Source organism: Lachnoanaerobaculum gingivalis, assembly GCF_003862475.1.
Classification (GTDB): domain Bacteria; phylum Bacillota; class Clostridia; order Lachnospirales; family Lachnospiraceae; genus Lachnoanaerobaculum; species Lachnoanaerobaculum gingivalis.
In genome coordinates, this window is the sequence record NZ_RRCO01000007.1 from 1 (window position 1) to 15720 (window position 15720).

The 15720-nt window shown below is 37.7% G+C and carries 11 protein-coding genes and 1 rRNA gene; 6 read left to right on the forward strand and 6 right to left on the reverse strand.

Features of this window, described 5'->3' with window-relative positions; genetic code table 11:
* Positions 1-40: 40 nt before the first annotated feature.
* A 16S ribosomal RNA gene (locus tag EHV10_RS12865) occupies positions 41-1572 on the reverse strand.
* Positions 1573-2026: 454 nt separating this feature from the next.
* Between EHV10_RS12865 and holA the strand changes: the two genes are divergently transcribed.
* Genes holA through EHV10_RS12895 form a run of 6 tightly spaced genes read left to right on the forward strand, consistent with a single transcriptional unit; the run spans position 2027 to position 6418 of the window.
* Positions 2027-2995, forward strand: a complete 969-nt coding sequence (gene holA, locus EHV10_RS12870; protein ID WP_128675003.1) for a DNA polymerase III subunit delta — start codon at positions 2027-2029, stop codon at positions 2993-2995.
* A 41-nt stretch (positions 2996-3036) separates the two neighbouring features.
* Positions 3037-3624 carry a xanthine phosphoribosyltransferase gene (locus EHV10_RS12875; RefSeq protein ID WP_128675004.1) on the forward strand — a complete coding sequence of 196 codons (588 nt, stop codon included), beginning with the start codon at positions 3037-3039 and terminating at the stop codon, positions 3622-3624.
* 18 nt (positions 3625-3642) lie between these two features.
* A complete protein-coding gene (gene yfcE / locus EHV10_RS12880) occupies positions 3643-4197 on the forward strand; it encodes a phosphodiesterase (RefSeq protein WP_128675005.1) in 555 nt (184 codons plus the stop codon).
* Positions 4181-5338 carry a THUMP domain-containing class I SAM-dependent RNA methyltransferase gene (locus EHV10_RS12885; protein ID WP_128675006.1) on the forward strand — a complete coding sequence of 386 codons (1158 nt, stop codon included), beginning with the start codon at positions 4181-4183 and terminating at the stop codon, positions 5336-5338. The genes yfcE and EHV10_RS12885 overlap by 17 nt, the downstream gene beginning before the upstream one ends.
* 2 nt (positions 5339-5340) lie before the next feature.
* Positions 5341-5943 (forward strand): RdgB/HAM1 family non-canonical purine NTP pyrophosphatase, encoded by a 603-nt coding sequence (gene rdgB / locus EHV10_RS12890; protein WP_128675007.1) that lies wholly within the window; start codon positions 5341-5343, stop codon positions 5941-5943.
* Complete coding sequence (locus tag EHV10_RS12895) at positions 5924-6418, forward strand: metallophosphoesterase family protein (RefSeq protein WP_128675008.1); 495 nt, start codon at positions 5924-5926, stop codon at positions 6416-6418. The genes rdgB and EHV10_RS12895 overlap by 20 nt, the downstream gene beginning before the upstream one ends.
* A gap of 40 nt (positions 6419-6458) precedes the next feature.
* On the opposite strand, the gene EHV10_RS12900 is transcribed toward EHV10_RS12895, so the two are convergent.
* From EHV10_RS12900 to rfbC, 5 genes are all read right to left on the reverse strand, one after another.
* The gene (locus EHV10_RS12900) at positions 6459-8102 is read right to left on the reverse strand and encodes a cell wall-binding protein (protein ID WP_128675009.1); all 1644 of its coding nucleotides are present in this window, start codon (positions 8100-8102) and stop codon (positions 6459-6461) included.
* 1054 nt (positions 8103-9156) lie between these two features.
* Positions 9157-12870: a glycosyltransferase gene (locus tag EHV10_RS12905; protein ID WP_128675010.1), complete on the reverse strand. Its 3714-nt coding sequence runs from the start codon at positions 12868-12870 to the stop codon at positions 9157-9159.
* A gap of 12 nt (positions 12871-12882) precedes the next feature.
* Positions 12883-14211 carry an ABC transporter ATP-binding protein gene (locus EHV10_RS12910; RefSeq protein WP_128675011.1) on the reverse strand — a complete coding sequence of 443 codons (1329 nt, stop codon included), beginning with the start codon at positions 14209-14211 and terminating at the stop codon, positions 12883-12885.
* A gap of 8 nt (positions 14212-14219) precedes the next feature.
* Positions 14220-15029 (reverse strand): ABC transporter permease, encoded by an 810-nt coding sequence (locus tag EHV10_RS12915; protein ID WP_207667170.1) that lies wholly within the window; start codon positions 15027-15029, stop codon positions 14220-14222.
* Between the two features lie 85 nt (positions 15030-15114).
* A complete protein-coding gene (gene rfbC, locus EHV10_RS12920; protein ID WP_128675013.1) occupies positions 15115-15669 on the reverse strand; it encodes a dTDP-4-dehydrorhamnose 3,5-epimerase in 555 nt (184 codons plus the stop codon).
* Between the last annotated feature and the right edge of the window lie 51 nt (positions 15670-15720).

Here is a 15720-nt window from a genome sequence, read left to right on the forward strand (position 1 = left end):
AAAACTAAACAGTACTCACAACCCCTACTTTTATCCTTAGAAAGGAGGTGATCCAGCCGCACCTTCCGATACGGCTACCTTGTTACGACTTCACCCCAGTTATCCTCCCTGCCTTCGGCAGCTCCTTCCTTTCGGTTAGGTCACTGACTTCGGGCATTGATGACTCCCATGGTGTGACGGGCGGTGTGTACAAGACCCGGGAACGTATTCACCGCAGCATTCTGATCTGCGATTACTAGCGATTCCAGCTTCATATAGTCGAGTTGCAGACTACAATCCGAACTGAGACGTTATTTTTGTGATTTGCTTGGCCTCGCGGCTTTGCTTCACTTTGTTTACGCCATTGTAGCACGTGTGTAGCCCAAATCATAAGGGGCATGATGATTTGACGTCATCCCCACCTTCCTCCGGATTATCTCCGGCTGTCTCGTCAGAGTGCCCATCTTACTGCTGGCTACTGACGACAAGGGTTGCGCTCGTTGCGGGACTTAACCCAACATCTCACGACACGAGCTGACGACAACCATGCACCACCTGTATCCCTTGTCCCGAAGGTCTAGCTTCATTACAAAACTATTCAAGAGTATGTCAAGATTTGGTAAGGTTCTTCGCGTTGCTTCGAATTAAACCACATGCTCCACCGCTTGTGCGGGTCCCCGTCAATTCCTTTGAGTTTCATTCTTGCGAACGTACTCCCCAGGTGGAATACTTAATGCGTTAGCTTGCGGCACCGATGAGTTTACCTCACCGACACCAAGTATTCATCGTTTACTGCGTGGACTACCAGGGTATCTAATCCTGTTTGCTCCCCACGCCTTCGAGCCTCAACGTCAGTTGTCGTCCAGTAAGCCGCCTTCGCCTCCGGTGTTCCTCCTAATATCTACGCATTTCACCGCTACACTAGGAATTCCGCTTACCCCTCCGACACTCAAGCTATACAGTTTCCAAAGCAGTTCATGGGTTGAGCCCACGCCTTTCACTTCAGACTTGCATTGCCGTCTGCGCTCCCTTTACACCCAGTAAATCCGGATAACGCTTGCCCCCTACGTATTACCGCGGCTGCTGGCACGTAGTTAGCCGGGGCTTCTTAGTCAGGTACCGTCATTTTCTTCCCTGCTGATAGAGCTTTACATACCGAAATACTTCTTCACTCACGCGGCGTCGCTGGATCAGGGTTTCCCCCATTGTCCAATATTCCCCACTGCTGCCTCCCGTAGGAGTTTGGGCCGTGTCTCAGTCCCAATGTGGCCGTTCACCCTCTCAGGCCGGCTACCGATCGTCGCCTTGGTGGGCCTTTACCTCACCAACTAGCTAATCGGACGCGGATCCATCTTATACCTATAAATATTTTACCCCTGCACCATGCGGTGCTGTGGTCTTATGCGGTCTTAGCGGAAATTTCTCTCCGTTATCCCCCTGTATAAGGCAGGTTATCCACGCGTTACTCACCCGTCCGCCACTAAGTCTACCTAAATTCCATCCGAAAACTTCCTCCAGGCAGCTTCGTTCGACTTGCATGTGTTAAGCACGCCGCCAGCGTTCATCCTGAGCCAGGATCAAACTCTCATATAAAAGTTTAATCTAGCCTTCTCGCTAGCTTGCATCTGTTTTCACAGATCTACTGTTTTTTAAGGTTGTTCTATCGCACTCGTTTCACTCGTACGAAGAACTACTTTTTCACTAAGATATGAAACAAGCTTTCGCTCGTTTTCATCAAGTGAAAAATGCATCTGAAATCTCATCGATTATTATTAAAATAATCAAGTTATTTTCAGGGTTGTGTGTACTGTTTAATCTTAAATTATCAAGGTTCATGTTGCTTTGCTGTTTAAAACAGCTTAGCTATTATATCAAGTTCATTTTACCTTGTCAACAACTTTTTTAAATTTGTTTGATGTTTTTTTTGAACTTTTTCTGCTTGTTTTAAGCAGCTTTGATATAATACCAAACTTTTAAATTCGTGTCAACAATATTTTTAACGACTTTTTACTGGTGACTTTTTTCTATTCATGTTATAATCACCCTCATGAAAGTATTAAATAATGATTTGAAAAATTCCACATTCAAAGGCATTTATGTACTATCAGGTGATGATGAATTTTTAAAAAACAGCTATAAAAAAAGATTAAAAATGGCTATGGTAGGTGATGACCAAATGAACTATGCCTATTTTGAAGGAAAGGGGATAGATGTAGACGCTATTATTGACTTTGCCAATACGCTTCCGTTCTTTTCAGAATACAGATGTATTCTTATAGAAGAAAGCCAATGGTTTAAATCCGGAAACGATAAGTTTTTAAACTATATTTCAGATAAACCCGATAGTACAAAAATCATTTTTGTAGAAAAAGAAATCGATAAGCGTTCAAAACTCTACAAAAAGGTCAAGGATATCGGATATATCGCAGAACTCAATCATCCTACAGATGATGAGCTGAAAAATTGGGCAGGAAATATCATAAACAAATCCGGCAAAAAAATCACTGTTTCCAACATGGATTTTTTTATTGCCAGAGTTGGAAATGATATGGAAAGAATAAAGAGCGAATTGGATAAATTACTTTCCTATACTCTTGACAAAGATATTATAGAAGAGGAAGATATAGTAGCGATAACAAGCATCAGTCTTACCAACAGGATCTTTGAGCTGGTAAAAATGATTACCAACAATAAAATCAAAGAGGCGTTGGATATATATGAAGACCTGGTCGCTTTAAAAGAGCCGTCACTAAAAATAATGATTCTTATCACAAGACAGTTTAACCAACTTTTGCAAATCAAGGAATTGATGTCTGCAGGTTTTAATGAAAAGGATATAGCATCAAATCTGAAGCTTAATCCCTATGTAGTTAAAAATCTTATGCGTCAAGCCCGAGGCTTTGACATGGCATTGCTTTTATCCTATGTCAAAAATGCAATCGAGTTGGAAGAAGCTATAAAAAAAGGTAATATTAATGAGAAATTAGCACTTGAGTTGCTAATGCTTACACGTTAGTGTAAGCATTTGTTGTGTATTTTCAAAAAGAGAGGATTTTCATGAAGTTATTAGAAGAGCGTATCAGAAAAGATGGAGTAATCAAAGAAGGTAATGTAGTAAAAGTTGATTCCTTTTTAAACCACCAAATGGATGTGGAACTCTTTTTAGAAATGGCTAAAGAGTTTAAGTCAAAATTTGCTTCACACAATATAAACAAGATTTTGACAATAGAATCCTCAGGTATAGGTATTGCCGCAATAGCAGGACTTGAATTCGGAGTTCCTGTAGTATTTGCCAAAAAATCAAAATCCATCAATATAGACGGTGATATGTATACCGCAGAAGTTGAAAGCTTTACACACAAATGTAAAAATCAAGTAATAGTATCAAAGAAATTTTTAAGTGCTGATGACAGAGTTCTTATTATTGACGATTTTCTGGCAAACGGATGTGCACTGCAGGGACTTATCTCTATAGTAAATGAGTCGGGCGGAACAGTTGAGGGCATCGGCATTGCAATAGAAAAAGGATTCCAAAGCGGTGGACGTACTATAAGAAATCTCGGTTTCCATTTGGAATCACTTGCAATAATTGATTCTATGGATGCCGCTACACAGAATGTAGAATTCAGACAACAGGAGGACTAGGTCTTAGACCTTTTATTTATGAAATATTTTTTTGCATCCGATATACACGGCTCAGCTTTCTATACAAAAAAGATAATAGAAAAGTATAGAGAAAGCAATGCCGACAAACTTATACTGCTCGGTGACCTCTTATATCACGGTCCAAGAAACGATCTGCCAAAGGACTACTGCCCTAAGGAAGTCTTTGCAATGCTAAATGAATTTAAAGATGACATTATTGCGGTAAGAGGAAATTGCGATTCAGAGGTCGATCAGATGGTACTTGAATTTCCAATGCAATCCGATTATTGTATCGGAAATTTTAATGACATTTATTTTTTTATAACTCACGGGCATGTTTATGGAGAAGAAAGACTGCCGAAGCTGCCAAAGGCAGGTGCATTCATATACGGGCATGTACACCTTCCTATCGCAAAAAAAGTCGGAGATGTTTATATATTAAATCCCGGATCGGCATCACTTCCAAAGGAACAAAACCCAAACTCCTATGCAATACTTGATAATGACCTTTTTTCTATATATGATTTTGACGGCAATGTATTAAAGGAGATAAAACTTGAGAAAAATATTTGAACTGTACGCACCATGCCACTTCGGTCTTGAGGCTATTCTAAAAAAAGAAATAATAGATATAGGCTATGACATTACAAGAGTAGAGGATGGAAGGGTGTATTTTGAAGGTGATGACGAAGCCATCGCCAGAGCCAATATGTGGCTTCGTACTACGGAAAGGGTACTGATTAAAGTTGCGGAGTTTAAAGCCACAACCTTTAGTGAACTCTTTGATTCCGTTGCCGCTATACCTTGGGAAGATTATATCCCTGCCGACGGTAGGTTCTGGGTAAGTAAGGCTACTTCCATTAAAAGTAAACTATTCTCTCCTTCCGACATCCAATCAATAGTCAAAAAGGCTATGGTTGAGAGAATGAAAAAGATTTATAAGAAGGAATGGTTTGAAGAAACAGGTGCCGATTATCCGCTTAGAGTTTCTTTAAATAAAGATATTGTCACAATAGGACTTGATACCACCGGAGTATCTCTTCATAAAAGAGGCTACAGAACTATGACCGCCAAAGCTCCTATTACAGAAACTTTGGCTGCCGCCCTTATTATGCTTACACCTTGGAAAAAAGACAGAATACTTGTCGATCCTTTCTGCGGTAGCGGTACTTTTGTAATAGAGGCCGCTATGCTGGCTGCAAATATTGCTCCGGGGCTTAAAAGAGGTTTCTTAAGCGGCAAATGGTCAAATCTTATAGACAAGCAAATTTGGGATGATGCTTACGAAGAGGCAAGAGAAATGGTAAGTATCGATACAAATGTGGATATACAGGGATATGATATCGATAAATCCGTTGTAGAAGCTGCAAGAAGCAACGCAACAAGGGCAGGTGTTATGGATATGTTACATTTACAATACAGAGATGTGGCATCACTTTCTCATCCGAAGAAGTACGGATTTATCATTACAAATCCTCCCTATGGTGAAAGATTGGAAGAAAAAGAAAATCTTCCGGCTATTTATAAGAGTCTTGGCGACAGATATGCGGCTCTTGATTCATGGTCACTATATCTTATCACATCATATGAAGATGCTCAAAAATATATAGGAAGAGAATCCGATAAAAATCGAAAGATATACAACGGCATGATGCAGACAAGGTTCTATCAGTATATGGGCCCAAAGCCACCTAAGAGAACCGGACGGGAATAACAATGAAAAAAATCATTTTTGCAACCGGAAATAAAAATAAACTTAAGGAAATCAAAGAAATTCTGCCGGGATTTGATATCATATCAGCAAAGGATGCCGGTATATCTATTGATGTGGAAGAGACCGGAACAACATTTAAAGAAAACGCCTATATAAAGGCAAAAGCCATTTGGGATATCACCGGAGGTATAGTTCTCTCAGATGATTCCGGTTTAGAGGTAGATTACATAGGGGGAGAACCCGGAGTATATTCTTCCAGATATATGGGAGAAGACACTTCTTACACTGTAAAAAATCAAAACATTATATCAAGACTGAAAAATGCGCAGGGTAATGAAAGAAGTGCAAGATTTATAGCATTCATCTGTGCTATACTTGATGACGGTACAACTGTCTTTACAGAGGGAAGTATGGAGGGACTTATTGCTCATACCATATCGGGTGAAAACGGATTCGGATATGATCCGATACTTTTTCTTCCGGAATACGGTAAAACAAGTGCCGAAATAAGTCCTGAAGAGAAAAACAAGATAAGTCATAGAGGAAAAGCACTTATTGCAATGAAGAAAAAGCTAGAGGAATTTTATGAAGATACTGATTGTTAGTGATACCCATAGAATGGATGATATACTAAAAAAGGTAATCGGTAAAGAAAAGCCTTTTGATATGTTTATCCATCTTGGTGATATAGAAAGTAGCGAAACAAAAATAAGCTATATGATTGAACCTGACTGCGCCTGCCATATGGTACAGGGTAATAATGACTTCTTTTCACAGCTTCCAAGAGAAAAGGAAGTAAATATAAAAAATCACAAAGCCCTTTTGGTCCACGGACACCAGTACGGTGTAAGTATGAATGTAGATATCTTAAAAGATGAGGCTATTTCAAGAGGATGTGATTTTGCAATGTACGGTCATACACATAGACCGTTCTGTAAAACTATTGACGGCGTCACCATATTAAATCCCGGCTCTCTCGGATATCCCAGACAGGCCGGACATACTCCTACTTACATGATAATGGAAGTAGCTGACAATGGTGAATTTAAGGTAGAAACAAAAGAAATATTCGGAGCATAAAAACAGACCTGTGCATTTTGCACAGGCCTGTACTTTTTTCTTATTCAAGAGTTACGCTTGTAATAACCTTATTATTTACTTTGATCTTGTAGTCTTCTCCGTCTCTCTTTGTACCGTTCTTTACGATAGTTCCTGAGTTACCGAGTAATTTTACCTGATAATTTGAATTAGGAGCTGTAATCTTCCATGTAGTCTTATTGTCCTTTTCTTCTACAGAAGCCACGTAGCCTGTCATAGTAAGAAGCTCTCCTACAGTTCCCTTGTATACCAGCTGATTGTCATTGCTCTTATCAACTACAACAACCTCATATTTATCATATTGATCAGCCTTTATATTGAGTCCTGCAATATAGAGTCTTTCATCCTTTATACCGTTGAATCCGCTTCCCTTATTTGATCCGCCTTCCTTGAAATAGAAAGTTCTGTCTTCACCGTCAAGTTTAACAGTCTGCTTTCCGTACTTCTGGGAACCGTCCTTACCGTCTCCAAAATACATCATGCGATACTTTCCTGAAAGGAAATCACTGTAATGAATCTTTCCTATAGCATCCACAAACTTTTCCTGAGTACTGTATGGAACCGTTTTATTTCCTGAACCGAGTTTATCAACAAACTCTGTAGTAGAGTACTTTCCGTTATCAAGAAGCTTCATCTCAAATAATCCAAGACCTGATATCATACCGCCCTTATCATCAAAAGCATACTTCTTTCCGTTAATGCTCTTTATCTCATTTGCACTGATATGACCCTTTCCATCTCCGTAGTACCAAGCTGTTCCATCCTCTTCCCATTTACCTTTATTGAGGAAGTATCCCGGAACCACCTTAAACCATCCCTTGGTAGCCTTTGCTCCGTCCTCAGGTGTAGAGAAGTACATAAAGCTCTCTGTGTATTCAGCTCTTGCAGATCTTGAAACCGCTGTAGACGGTGTAGCTTCTGTATACCAGCTTGCAATCATTCTGCCGTACTCATCAAATCCGTACTTCTTTCCATTGATTGTCTTACTGAGATTGTTAATCTCCTTCTTTCCGGACTCTTTAAAATAAAACCATCTTACCTGGTCTGTATCCCAGTAATCTATATTAGGCTGCTCTTCCATTGTTCTCGCATTATCGTCATGAACAAGTATCTCTCTCCAGCCTGTAGTCATAGCTCCATCATTCTCATCACCGAAATAGTACTTTGCATTCTGCCATGCATCCTGATCTGTCAATCTTTCACCCTGTGAAACCCATCCGTAAAGCATTCTGCCTTCAAGATCAAAAGCATATTTCTTTCCATTGATAGTCTTTAGTGTAACATCACTTGTTGCGGAATCACTTCTCTTAAACGCTTTACCGTTTTCTCCGAAGTAGTACCACCACTGATCAGGTTCGTTTTTATCGTAGTCATTGGTATTCGGTATAGCAACCCATCTGTTCTTTACCATTGCACCATTGATATCTACATAATATGTAGCGTTTCCGTCATCAATCAGAGCATCAGTAGCCATATCTCCCATATCGTCCAAGTAATACCAATACTCTCCTGACTGCTGCCACTTCTGGGATACTTTTTCTTCGTTCTTATCATAGTATACCCATGTACCGTTTTCCTGCTGCCAACCTGTTGCGGCAAAAGATGTCATTGCACCTGCAATACTCATAGCGCCCACAAGTATTGCCAGCTTTGTCTTCTTCCTCATTTATTTCTCCCTCATAATCTATTGATATAAGTTCCTATGCCAATGTACACATTCGCTTAATCTGTTTTTATTTTATCAGATGAAAAAGAAATTTTAAAGCTTTTTATAAGATTTATATATATTTTTGCATATTTTATTAATTTTATACAAGTGTTTATATTCAGAATTTATTTTAACAAGTTATATACTAACTTTCTGTATTTTAATCTGCATTTATTTATTTAAAATATATATATTTTGTATATGGCAAGCAAACTTCGATCTTATTGAGTTAGTAAAACCTAACTAAATTAAGAAAATCTATTCATTTATTTACTTTCTGTCCCAACATTTACATAAAAAGAAGAGAGCACTAACCTTTCACATTAATGCTCTCTTCAAAATATTCCTGGTTCCATCGATTAATCCTCGCTTTCATAAAGAACCTTTTTTCTATATTCTTGATGTCCTATCACGATTCTACCGGACATTCTATATAGGTGTTCCTATTCAGTTTTTAATTTTTTCCCCTCCTATAAGCTTCCTTTCACATCTAATACATGGTTGTTATCAATCTATCTACACGGTCCATCTCTCATTCAAATCCTACTTTCTCGTCATAAAACCTGTATGAGTACTATCCTAACCGATTTTTCAGATAGTAACTTTTAGAGTTTTCAATAATATATTATCTCATCAATCTTCTTATAGGTTCCGGATTAGATCTAAGTCTAATCATTACTTAAGTTTTCTTTGGACTGTACCTCTCTTTCTTAAATTTCCACTTTTAAAGTCTTTCTACTTTTTCCCTGTGGATATGCATTCATCAAACTTTTAAGAATATATTCTCTCTTTGTTTATGTCTACAGTATATCAGATTTTTTATTTATGTCAATACTATTTTCTTATATTTTTGATATTTTTATTATTTTATTTTATTATTTGCTTTAAATAGTTATTTTAATCTGTGTTAATTGTGTGTATTGTTTTAATTATCTGAATATTATATATAATTAAAATAACTCTTTAAGGTAAAAAGAGTCTCGGAAAACTTATTTTCCAAGACTCTCTTTCTCTAAAAATCTTCCCTTATGATCTCCCAAACCGCCTCTATACTATGTTTATTCCTTACATAGTCATCTGCCGCCTTACTCATAGCTTTAAGGGCTTCTTTGTCATTATAAAGCTTCACACACTTTTCTACAAAATCACCCGGCTCATCTGCGACAAGCATTTGATTATATGAATTGTCTATACCCTCCGCTCCCACGCTTGTGGTTATTACAGGATCATTGTAGTATAGGGCCTCTATCACCTTGCCCTTTACTCCTGCTCCGTATCTTAGAGGTACCACAACAAGTCTTACCTTCTCATACAGTTCTTTCAGCTCTTCTTCACTTACGAAACCTTTAAATATAATTCCTTTTGCTTCATTGTGAAGAGCCTTTATCTCATCCGTAGCATTTGAACCGACTATATAAAACGGTGCTTTTATCTGTGCATATATTTCATCCCACATATTATCAAGGAAATACTTCAATGCATCTGCATTCGGCGGATGTGAAAATCCTCCGACAAACAGTACACCCTCTCTGATATCGGGATTGTAGTCAATATTGCCAAACTTTTCAAAAACATATGCTGTAATTGCTTTGGCATTTATCCTCTTGTCAAAGGTATGTATATAGTCTACCTCCACATTTGAAGGATAATAGCTTATGCTTGCCTTTCTCATAAGGTCAAGCTCCATACTCTTCCAATATGCACTGGCATTTTTTCTTTCCACATCACCTGTAAGCTCATACTCTCTTCTTTCACGCAGGAAATGTAAGTCATGACCATAGTATATAACCTTTATATTTGTCTTTTCTTTGATGAAATCAATATACTTTGTAGCTATATGCGGTCTGTTAAGATATGCAATATCAATATTTGACTGATTGTTTTCAATCCATTCAAATATATTCGTTCTCATCTCATTGCCGTATAATACCTCTACACCCATTTGCTCAAGTATGGAAGTATATGGCTCAGACTTTGCAAAATTATCAGGTAAGAACTTTACCACATAGCCTCTTTCTATAAACATCTTTATATACTGGAAGGTGGTCTTTGAGCCGGCGTCCTTATCAAAGGTAGGCACATAGTGATCTACAAAGAGGATAACCTTTTTACCTCTGCTTCTTTCCCTGGCTCTGAAGGCATTCGGTACACCTACATTGTCATACTGATTTTTGAATTCCTCACTCCATTTTTCCTGAAGCTTTTTATTGTTCTCCACCTGATATCTCTTAAGGCCTGTACCGTTGACATCTGTACCGTTTGATACTCCCTCAAAGTGTGTTACCACACTGAGCGGCTGATATACCACTCTTAAGCCTCTTTTTCTCACTTCAAAGGCAAGGTCGGAATCCTCACAGTATGCAGGTGCATATCTCTCATCAAATCCTCCGATATCTTCCCAAAGTTTTCTGCTAAGCATTATTGCGGCACCGGATATGTAGTCAACATCTCTTACATAATTGTACTCAGGCTTATTCGGATCATCACATCTTCCATAGTTCCAGCCGCTGCCGTCACTCCATATGATTCCACCCGCCTCTTGCAGTCTCCCGTCAGGATATATAAGTTTTGAACCTACCATTCCTATACTCTCATCAGACTCAAGCAGTCTTATCAGAGATGGCAACCAATCCTTTTGTACGGTTGTATCATTATTTAAGAAGAATATATACTTGCCTCTTGCCTTTTTTGCGGCATTATTGCAATTCTTTAAAAATCCCTGATTGCTTTCATTTCTTGCAATCACAAGTCCGCTTACGAATTTGTCGATTTCCTTTGTCGCATCTGTGGACACATCATCCGCAATAATTATCTCATAGTCAAACCCTTCAGTATTTTCTAAGATTGACACCAGACAGGCATAGGTATAATGTATTTGATTATACACAGGTATAATAATACTTACCTTCGGGTTTTCTACATATGGGAAGTTTAGCTTTCCCTTTTCTCTGTACAGATCGCCTATCTTAAATTCACCCTCTATAAGGTTTTTACCCTGTTCCGAATGGGTCAACTTAAAGTACTTTATAGGGTGGAAAATACTCATAAGTCTGTAGTTTAACTTCTTTCTTTCCACGCTTCCCTTAGGATATTTCTTATTATAAACAGTACTAAGCTTTCTTCTTATCCTGAACGGAATAGAGAGATTGTTATTATAAACATTTAAAGTCTTTGCAAGCTCTTCATTCTCATGCCTTAAATTATCTATTATAATACCCAGATTGTTTACATGATTGTCTGTAAGTGTCTTAAGCCTGTTCATCTCTTTGATGGCAAGCTCTCTGTCCTTATTGATTTCAGTAAGCTCATTTATTTTGTTCTTTGCATGCGGTAATTCGGCGAGTGCTACCAATCCCTCATTTAGAGTTTCATGGCTTACAGTCTCCACAAAGTAATTATCAAGATAAACTTCCTGATAATCTCCATGTATATAATCTTGGAATCGCCTTTCGATAAAGTCCATTCCGTCAATATCATCTATACAAAAACTTTCCATAAAATCAGATTCAGTTAAACAGAATTTATTCTGAATTTCATCTGCATTATTTTGATAGAAACTGTGTAATGCACGATATTTTATAAACAGCTCTCTGTCCTTTATAAAGTCCATAGACTCATCAAATATCCACTCGCAGTCTATTGCTGTAAGCTTATCTCCGTCCAGTATAAAATTATCAAATATAGCATCCAGATTAAGAGCATCCTCATCCACTATCTTTTTAATATACTCTTTAACACCTTCTATAAACCCGTTAATATCTTTTTCAATGTAATCTTCACAAAGTCTGCTTAAAGACTTTCCGTTTACGAAAGGAAAGTTTATCTCTCCGGCATTTTTTAGAGTGCCTTCAAGGACTTTTACACTGTCATTTCTGATAAGCTTTGCGCCGTCATACATACCCAAAATATGTGGAATACCCTCTTTTTTCAAAGCGGACTTTACAACATACTTTTTACCGTCTCTAAGTCTGATTTCCGTCTTTATCTGATACTTTGGAAGTCTGGTTCTGTTGTATTTGATATAGACATTCTCCTCAGTTCCACCTGCAACTATAATATATGAGTTTGCAAAGCTGTCAAAATCTCCTGTTTTTGCAGCCTGGGAAAATCTTTCTCCGATATCTTTCAGTGCAAACTTTGGATAATCATATGCCTTTATCTGTGAAAGCTCACCTGCTCCCGGCATCTCCTTATCTGAGAAAAGCTTATATACATATCTATAGTTCGGATATGGATAGTATGTGGAATGCTCACCTACCCATTCTCTTACGGCTTTTACGCTTAAAGCTTCTTTATCACCAAACTCTTCTTCAAAGTAGTTCATTCCGTATTTATTATCAAATATCAAAACAAGCTTTGTGTTCGGCTTTTCTCTTTGCATTAACTTAGATACCATATCGCTGCCATAGGCAATAACTGTATCAAAATCATTAAAATTTATGCTCTCAAAATCAGCTATATATTCTATATCAATACCGAAAACCGCCTGTACACTTCCAAGCCTTTCCATATCGTCTTCATAAATATATACTTTTGATTTTTTACATAAATCATCCAATATAGCTATTTGACTTCCTAAAAATAATGTCTTACCCTTTATATCTATCCATTCTGTGTTTCCAAGGGATAGGGATGAAAAGAAAGACAAATTTTCCAAACCGGGATTTTCTTTCAAAAGACTATATTCATCTTTTCCATACTTTTTTGAAAGTTCTAAAAGACTCATTTTCTCTCCCTTTTAATTACTCGTTTGAGTAAGATTTACCTTTGATTCCATATCATAAACACCCACAGTGTTCTTGTTTGAAATAACTGTTATGAATGTAACATCATAGAGTCTGTGATATACAACATGTGTGCCGTTTTCAAATCCGGTACAACTCATACTTAGAAGATACTCTCCGCCCTGTAGAGTCATTTTCTGCTTGAATTCCACAACCGCTTCATCACCCGGCTTTACAGGTTTTACTTCCACTCCTTCAAACATGGTATTGGTACCGCTAAGTTCAGTTCCTTTTTTATCTTTAATGGTGAATGTAAATATAGGAGATTCTATATTTGCATTAAACCTTATCTTTTCTCTGATTGTAAACTCTTCTCCCTTAAGCAAGAGATTGGTAAGCTCTCCCTTGGAATCTAAAAGTCCCAGATCGTATATCTCAGCTCTGCCGTCACCATACTCTGTTTTATTCGGATTAATGGATATCTTTTCCTTCATAAGACCATGATATTCTTTTGCATGTGTCTTATTGATATCATTGTTTAATTCCATCATATCTGAGAAATTACTGTCAAGTCTCTTAGCAAGGTCGGCTTCCAAATCGTCCATTCTTCCTGCCAGTATCTTCTTATACAGATCCACCATTTCTCCTGCAGGACCTTCCGCCAAAAACTCTCCCTTATTTAAAAGTATTACCTTATCACAGTACTTTATTACGCTTCCCATATCATGAGTTACCATCAATATGGTAGTACCGGTCTTTCTTATCTCTTCCATTCTTCTGTAGCACTTTGCCTGGAAGAAAACGTCTCCTACCGAAAGTGCCTCATCAACTATCAAAATCTCAGGCTCTACATTTATTGCAAGTGCAAATGCAAGTCTTACAAACATACCTGATGAATAGGTTTTTACAGGCTGGTACACAAAGTCGCCTATATCGGCAAACTCTAGGATCTCAGGAAGCTTTGCCTCCATCTGCTCCCTGCTAAAGCCCATCATAGTTCCGTTCATATATATATTTTCAATTCCGGTATAGTCCATATTAAAGCCGGCACCAAGCTCTAAAAGTGCGGAAATATTTCCGTCAACTTCCACACTTCCTGTAGTCGGATTTAATACTCCGGTTATGATTTTTAATATAGTTGACTTTCCGGAACCGTTTGTTCCTATAATTCCCACTGTAGAACCCTTTTCTACAGAGAAGGATATTTTATCCAAGGCAAAGAATTCCTTGTGATATTTTTTGTGTGTAAGGGAAATACTCTCCTTTAACCTGTCTATAGGCTTATCATACAGTCTGTAGATTTTGGTAACATCACAGACATTTATCGCTAAATTGCTCTGCATACTTCTCCTTATAATACATCTGAAAAATGTGGTCTTAACTTATTAAACATTCTAAGTCCTATAAATAACAGTAGTACGGTAACCACCCAAAAATACACTGTAAGTCCCGGTCTTTCAAAGAAAAAGTTCCCTCTCAGTATGCTGTCTCTGTATCCGACCACAATATAATATACCGGATTTAATTTCATTATCTTCTCAACCTTTGCAGGGAAATATGAGAACATTGTAGGATCCCACATAATCGGTGTCATCCACATTCCAAACTGTAATGCAATTCCAACTATCTGTGCCATATCCTTAAAGAATACATTTATGGCACAGGTTATATATATTATTGCAAGTGCAAATATTGACAAACAGAAGCTGTAATACACTATTCCTATCCAACTTACCATCGGTAATCTGCCAAATGCCAAAGTCATTGTTATCATTATCACAACAAAAATCCCATGCACTATAAGACATGAAATCACCTTGATAACAGGCAGTATTGATACATTAAACACTACCTTCTTAACAAGGTAATTATATTCTGAAAGTACACTTGTTCCCAAATTTAGAGTCTCTGCAAAGAAAAACCATGGCACAATGCCCGGTACCAGCCAAACCACATAGGGAACTCCCGGTACCGGAGGTGTACTCTTAAATCCCATTTGGAAGATTAAAAAGTATATAAGCACGGTAACTACCGGCTGAACAAACATCCATGCAATGCCAAAATAGGACCCGACAAAGCGTTTCTTAAAATCAGCCTTTGCCAAATCCCATATGATTGCTCTTGATTTTAATATTTCTCGTATAAGCGATATTATATTCATATCTTTTTCCATTCATTATTCTTACAAGGTTTTATCAACAATTATGTCGGAAAACCTGCGAACTCACAGGTTTCCAACATTAAAATCAATCAAACTTAAATGTTTCTTTAAGGCCTTTCCACTTTGTATCCTTATCAGACATTATCAGCTCAATTCCCTCTATAGGCCAGTCAATTCCTATATCAGTATCATTGTATATAAGACCACCCTCATCATTTGGATGATAGAAGTCTGTACATTTGTATGCAAATACCGCCTCATCTGAGAGTACTACAAAACCATGTGCAAAACCCTCAGGTATGTAAAACTGCTTTTTATTCTCATCTGATAGAACTACTCCAAAGTACTTACCATAAGTTTTTGAGTTATTTCTCAAATCCACAGCCACATCATAGACTTCACCGCTTAAAACTCTTACAAGCTTGCCCTGTGGATGCTCCTTTTGGAAATGAAGTCCGCGAAGCACTCCCTTTGATGACTTTGACTGATTATCCTGTACAAAGACCATATCAAGTCCCGCCTCTTTGAAGTCGTTCTGATTATATGTTTCTACAAAATATCCTCTGTCATCTTTAAATACTGTAGGAGTGATTACACATAACCCCTCTATTTCACATCTCTCTACTGTGATTTTTCCCATATTAATACACCTCATTGTTTTAGCTTTATTACTGTTCTAAATTATACTTCA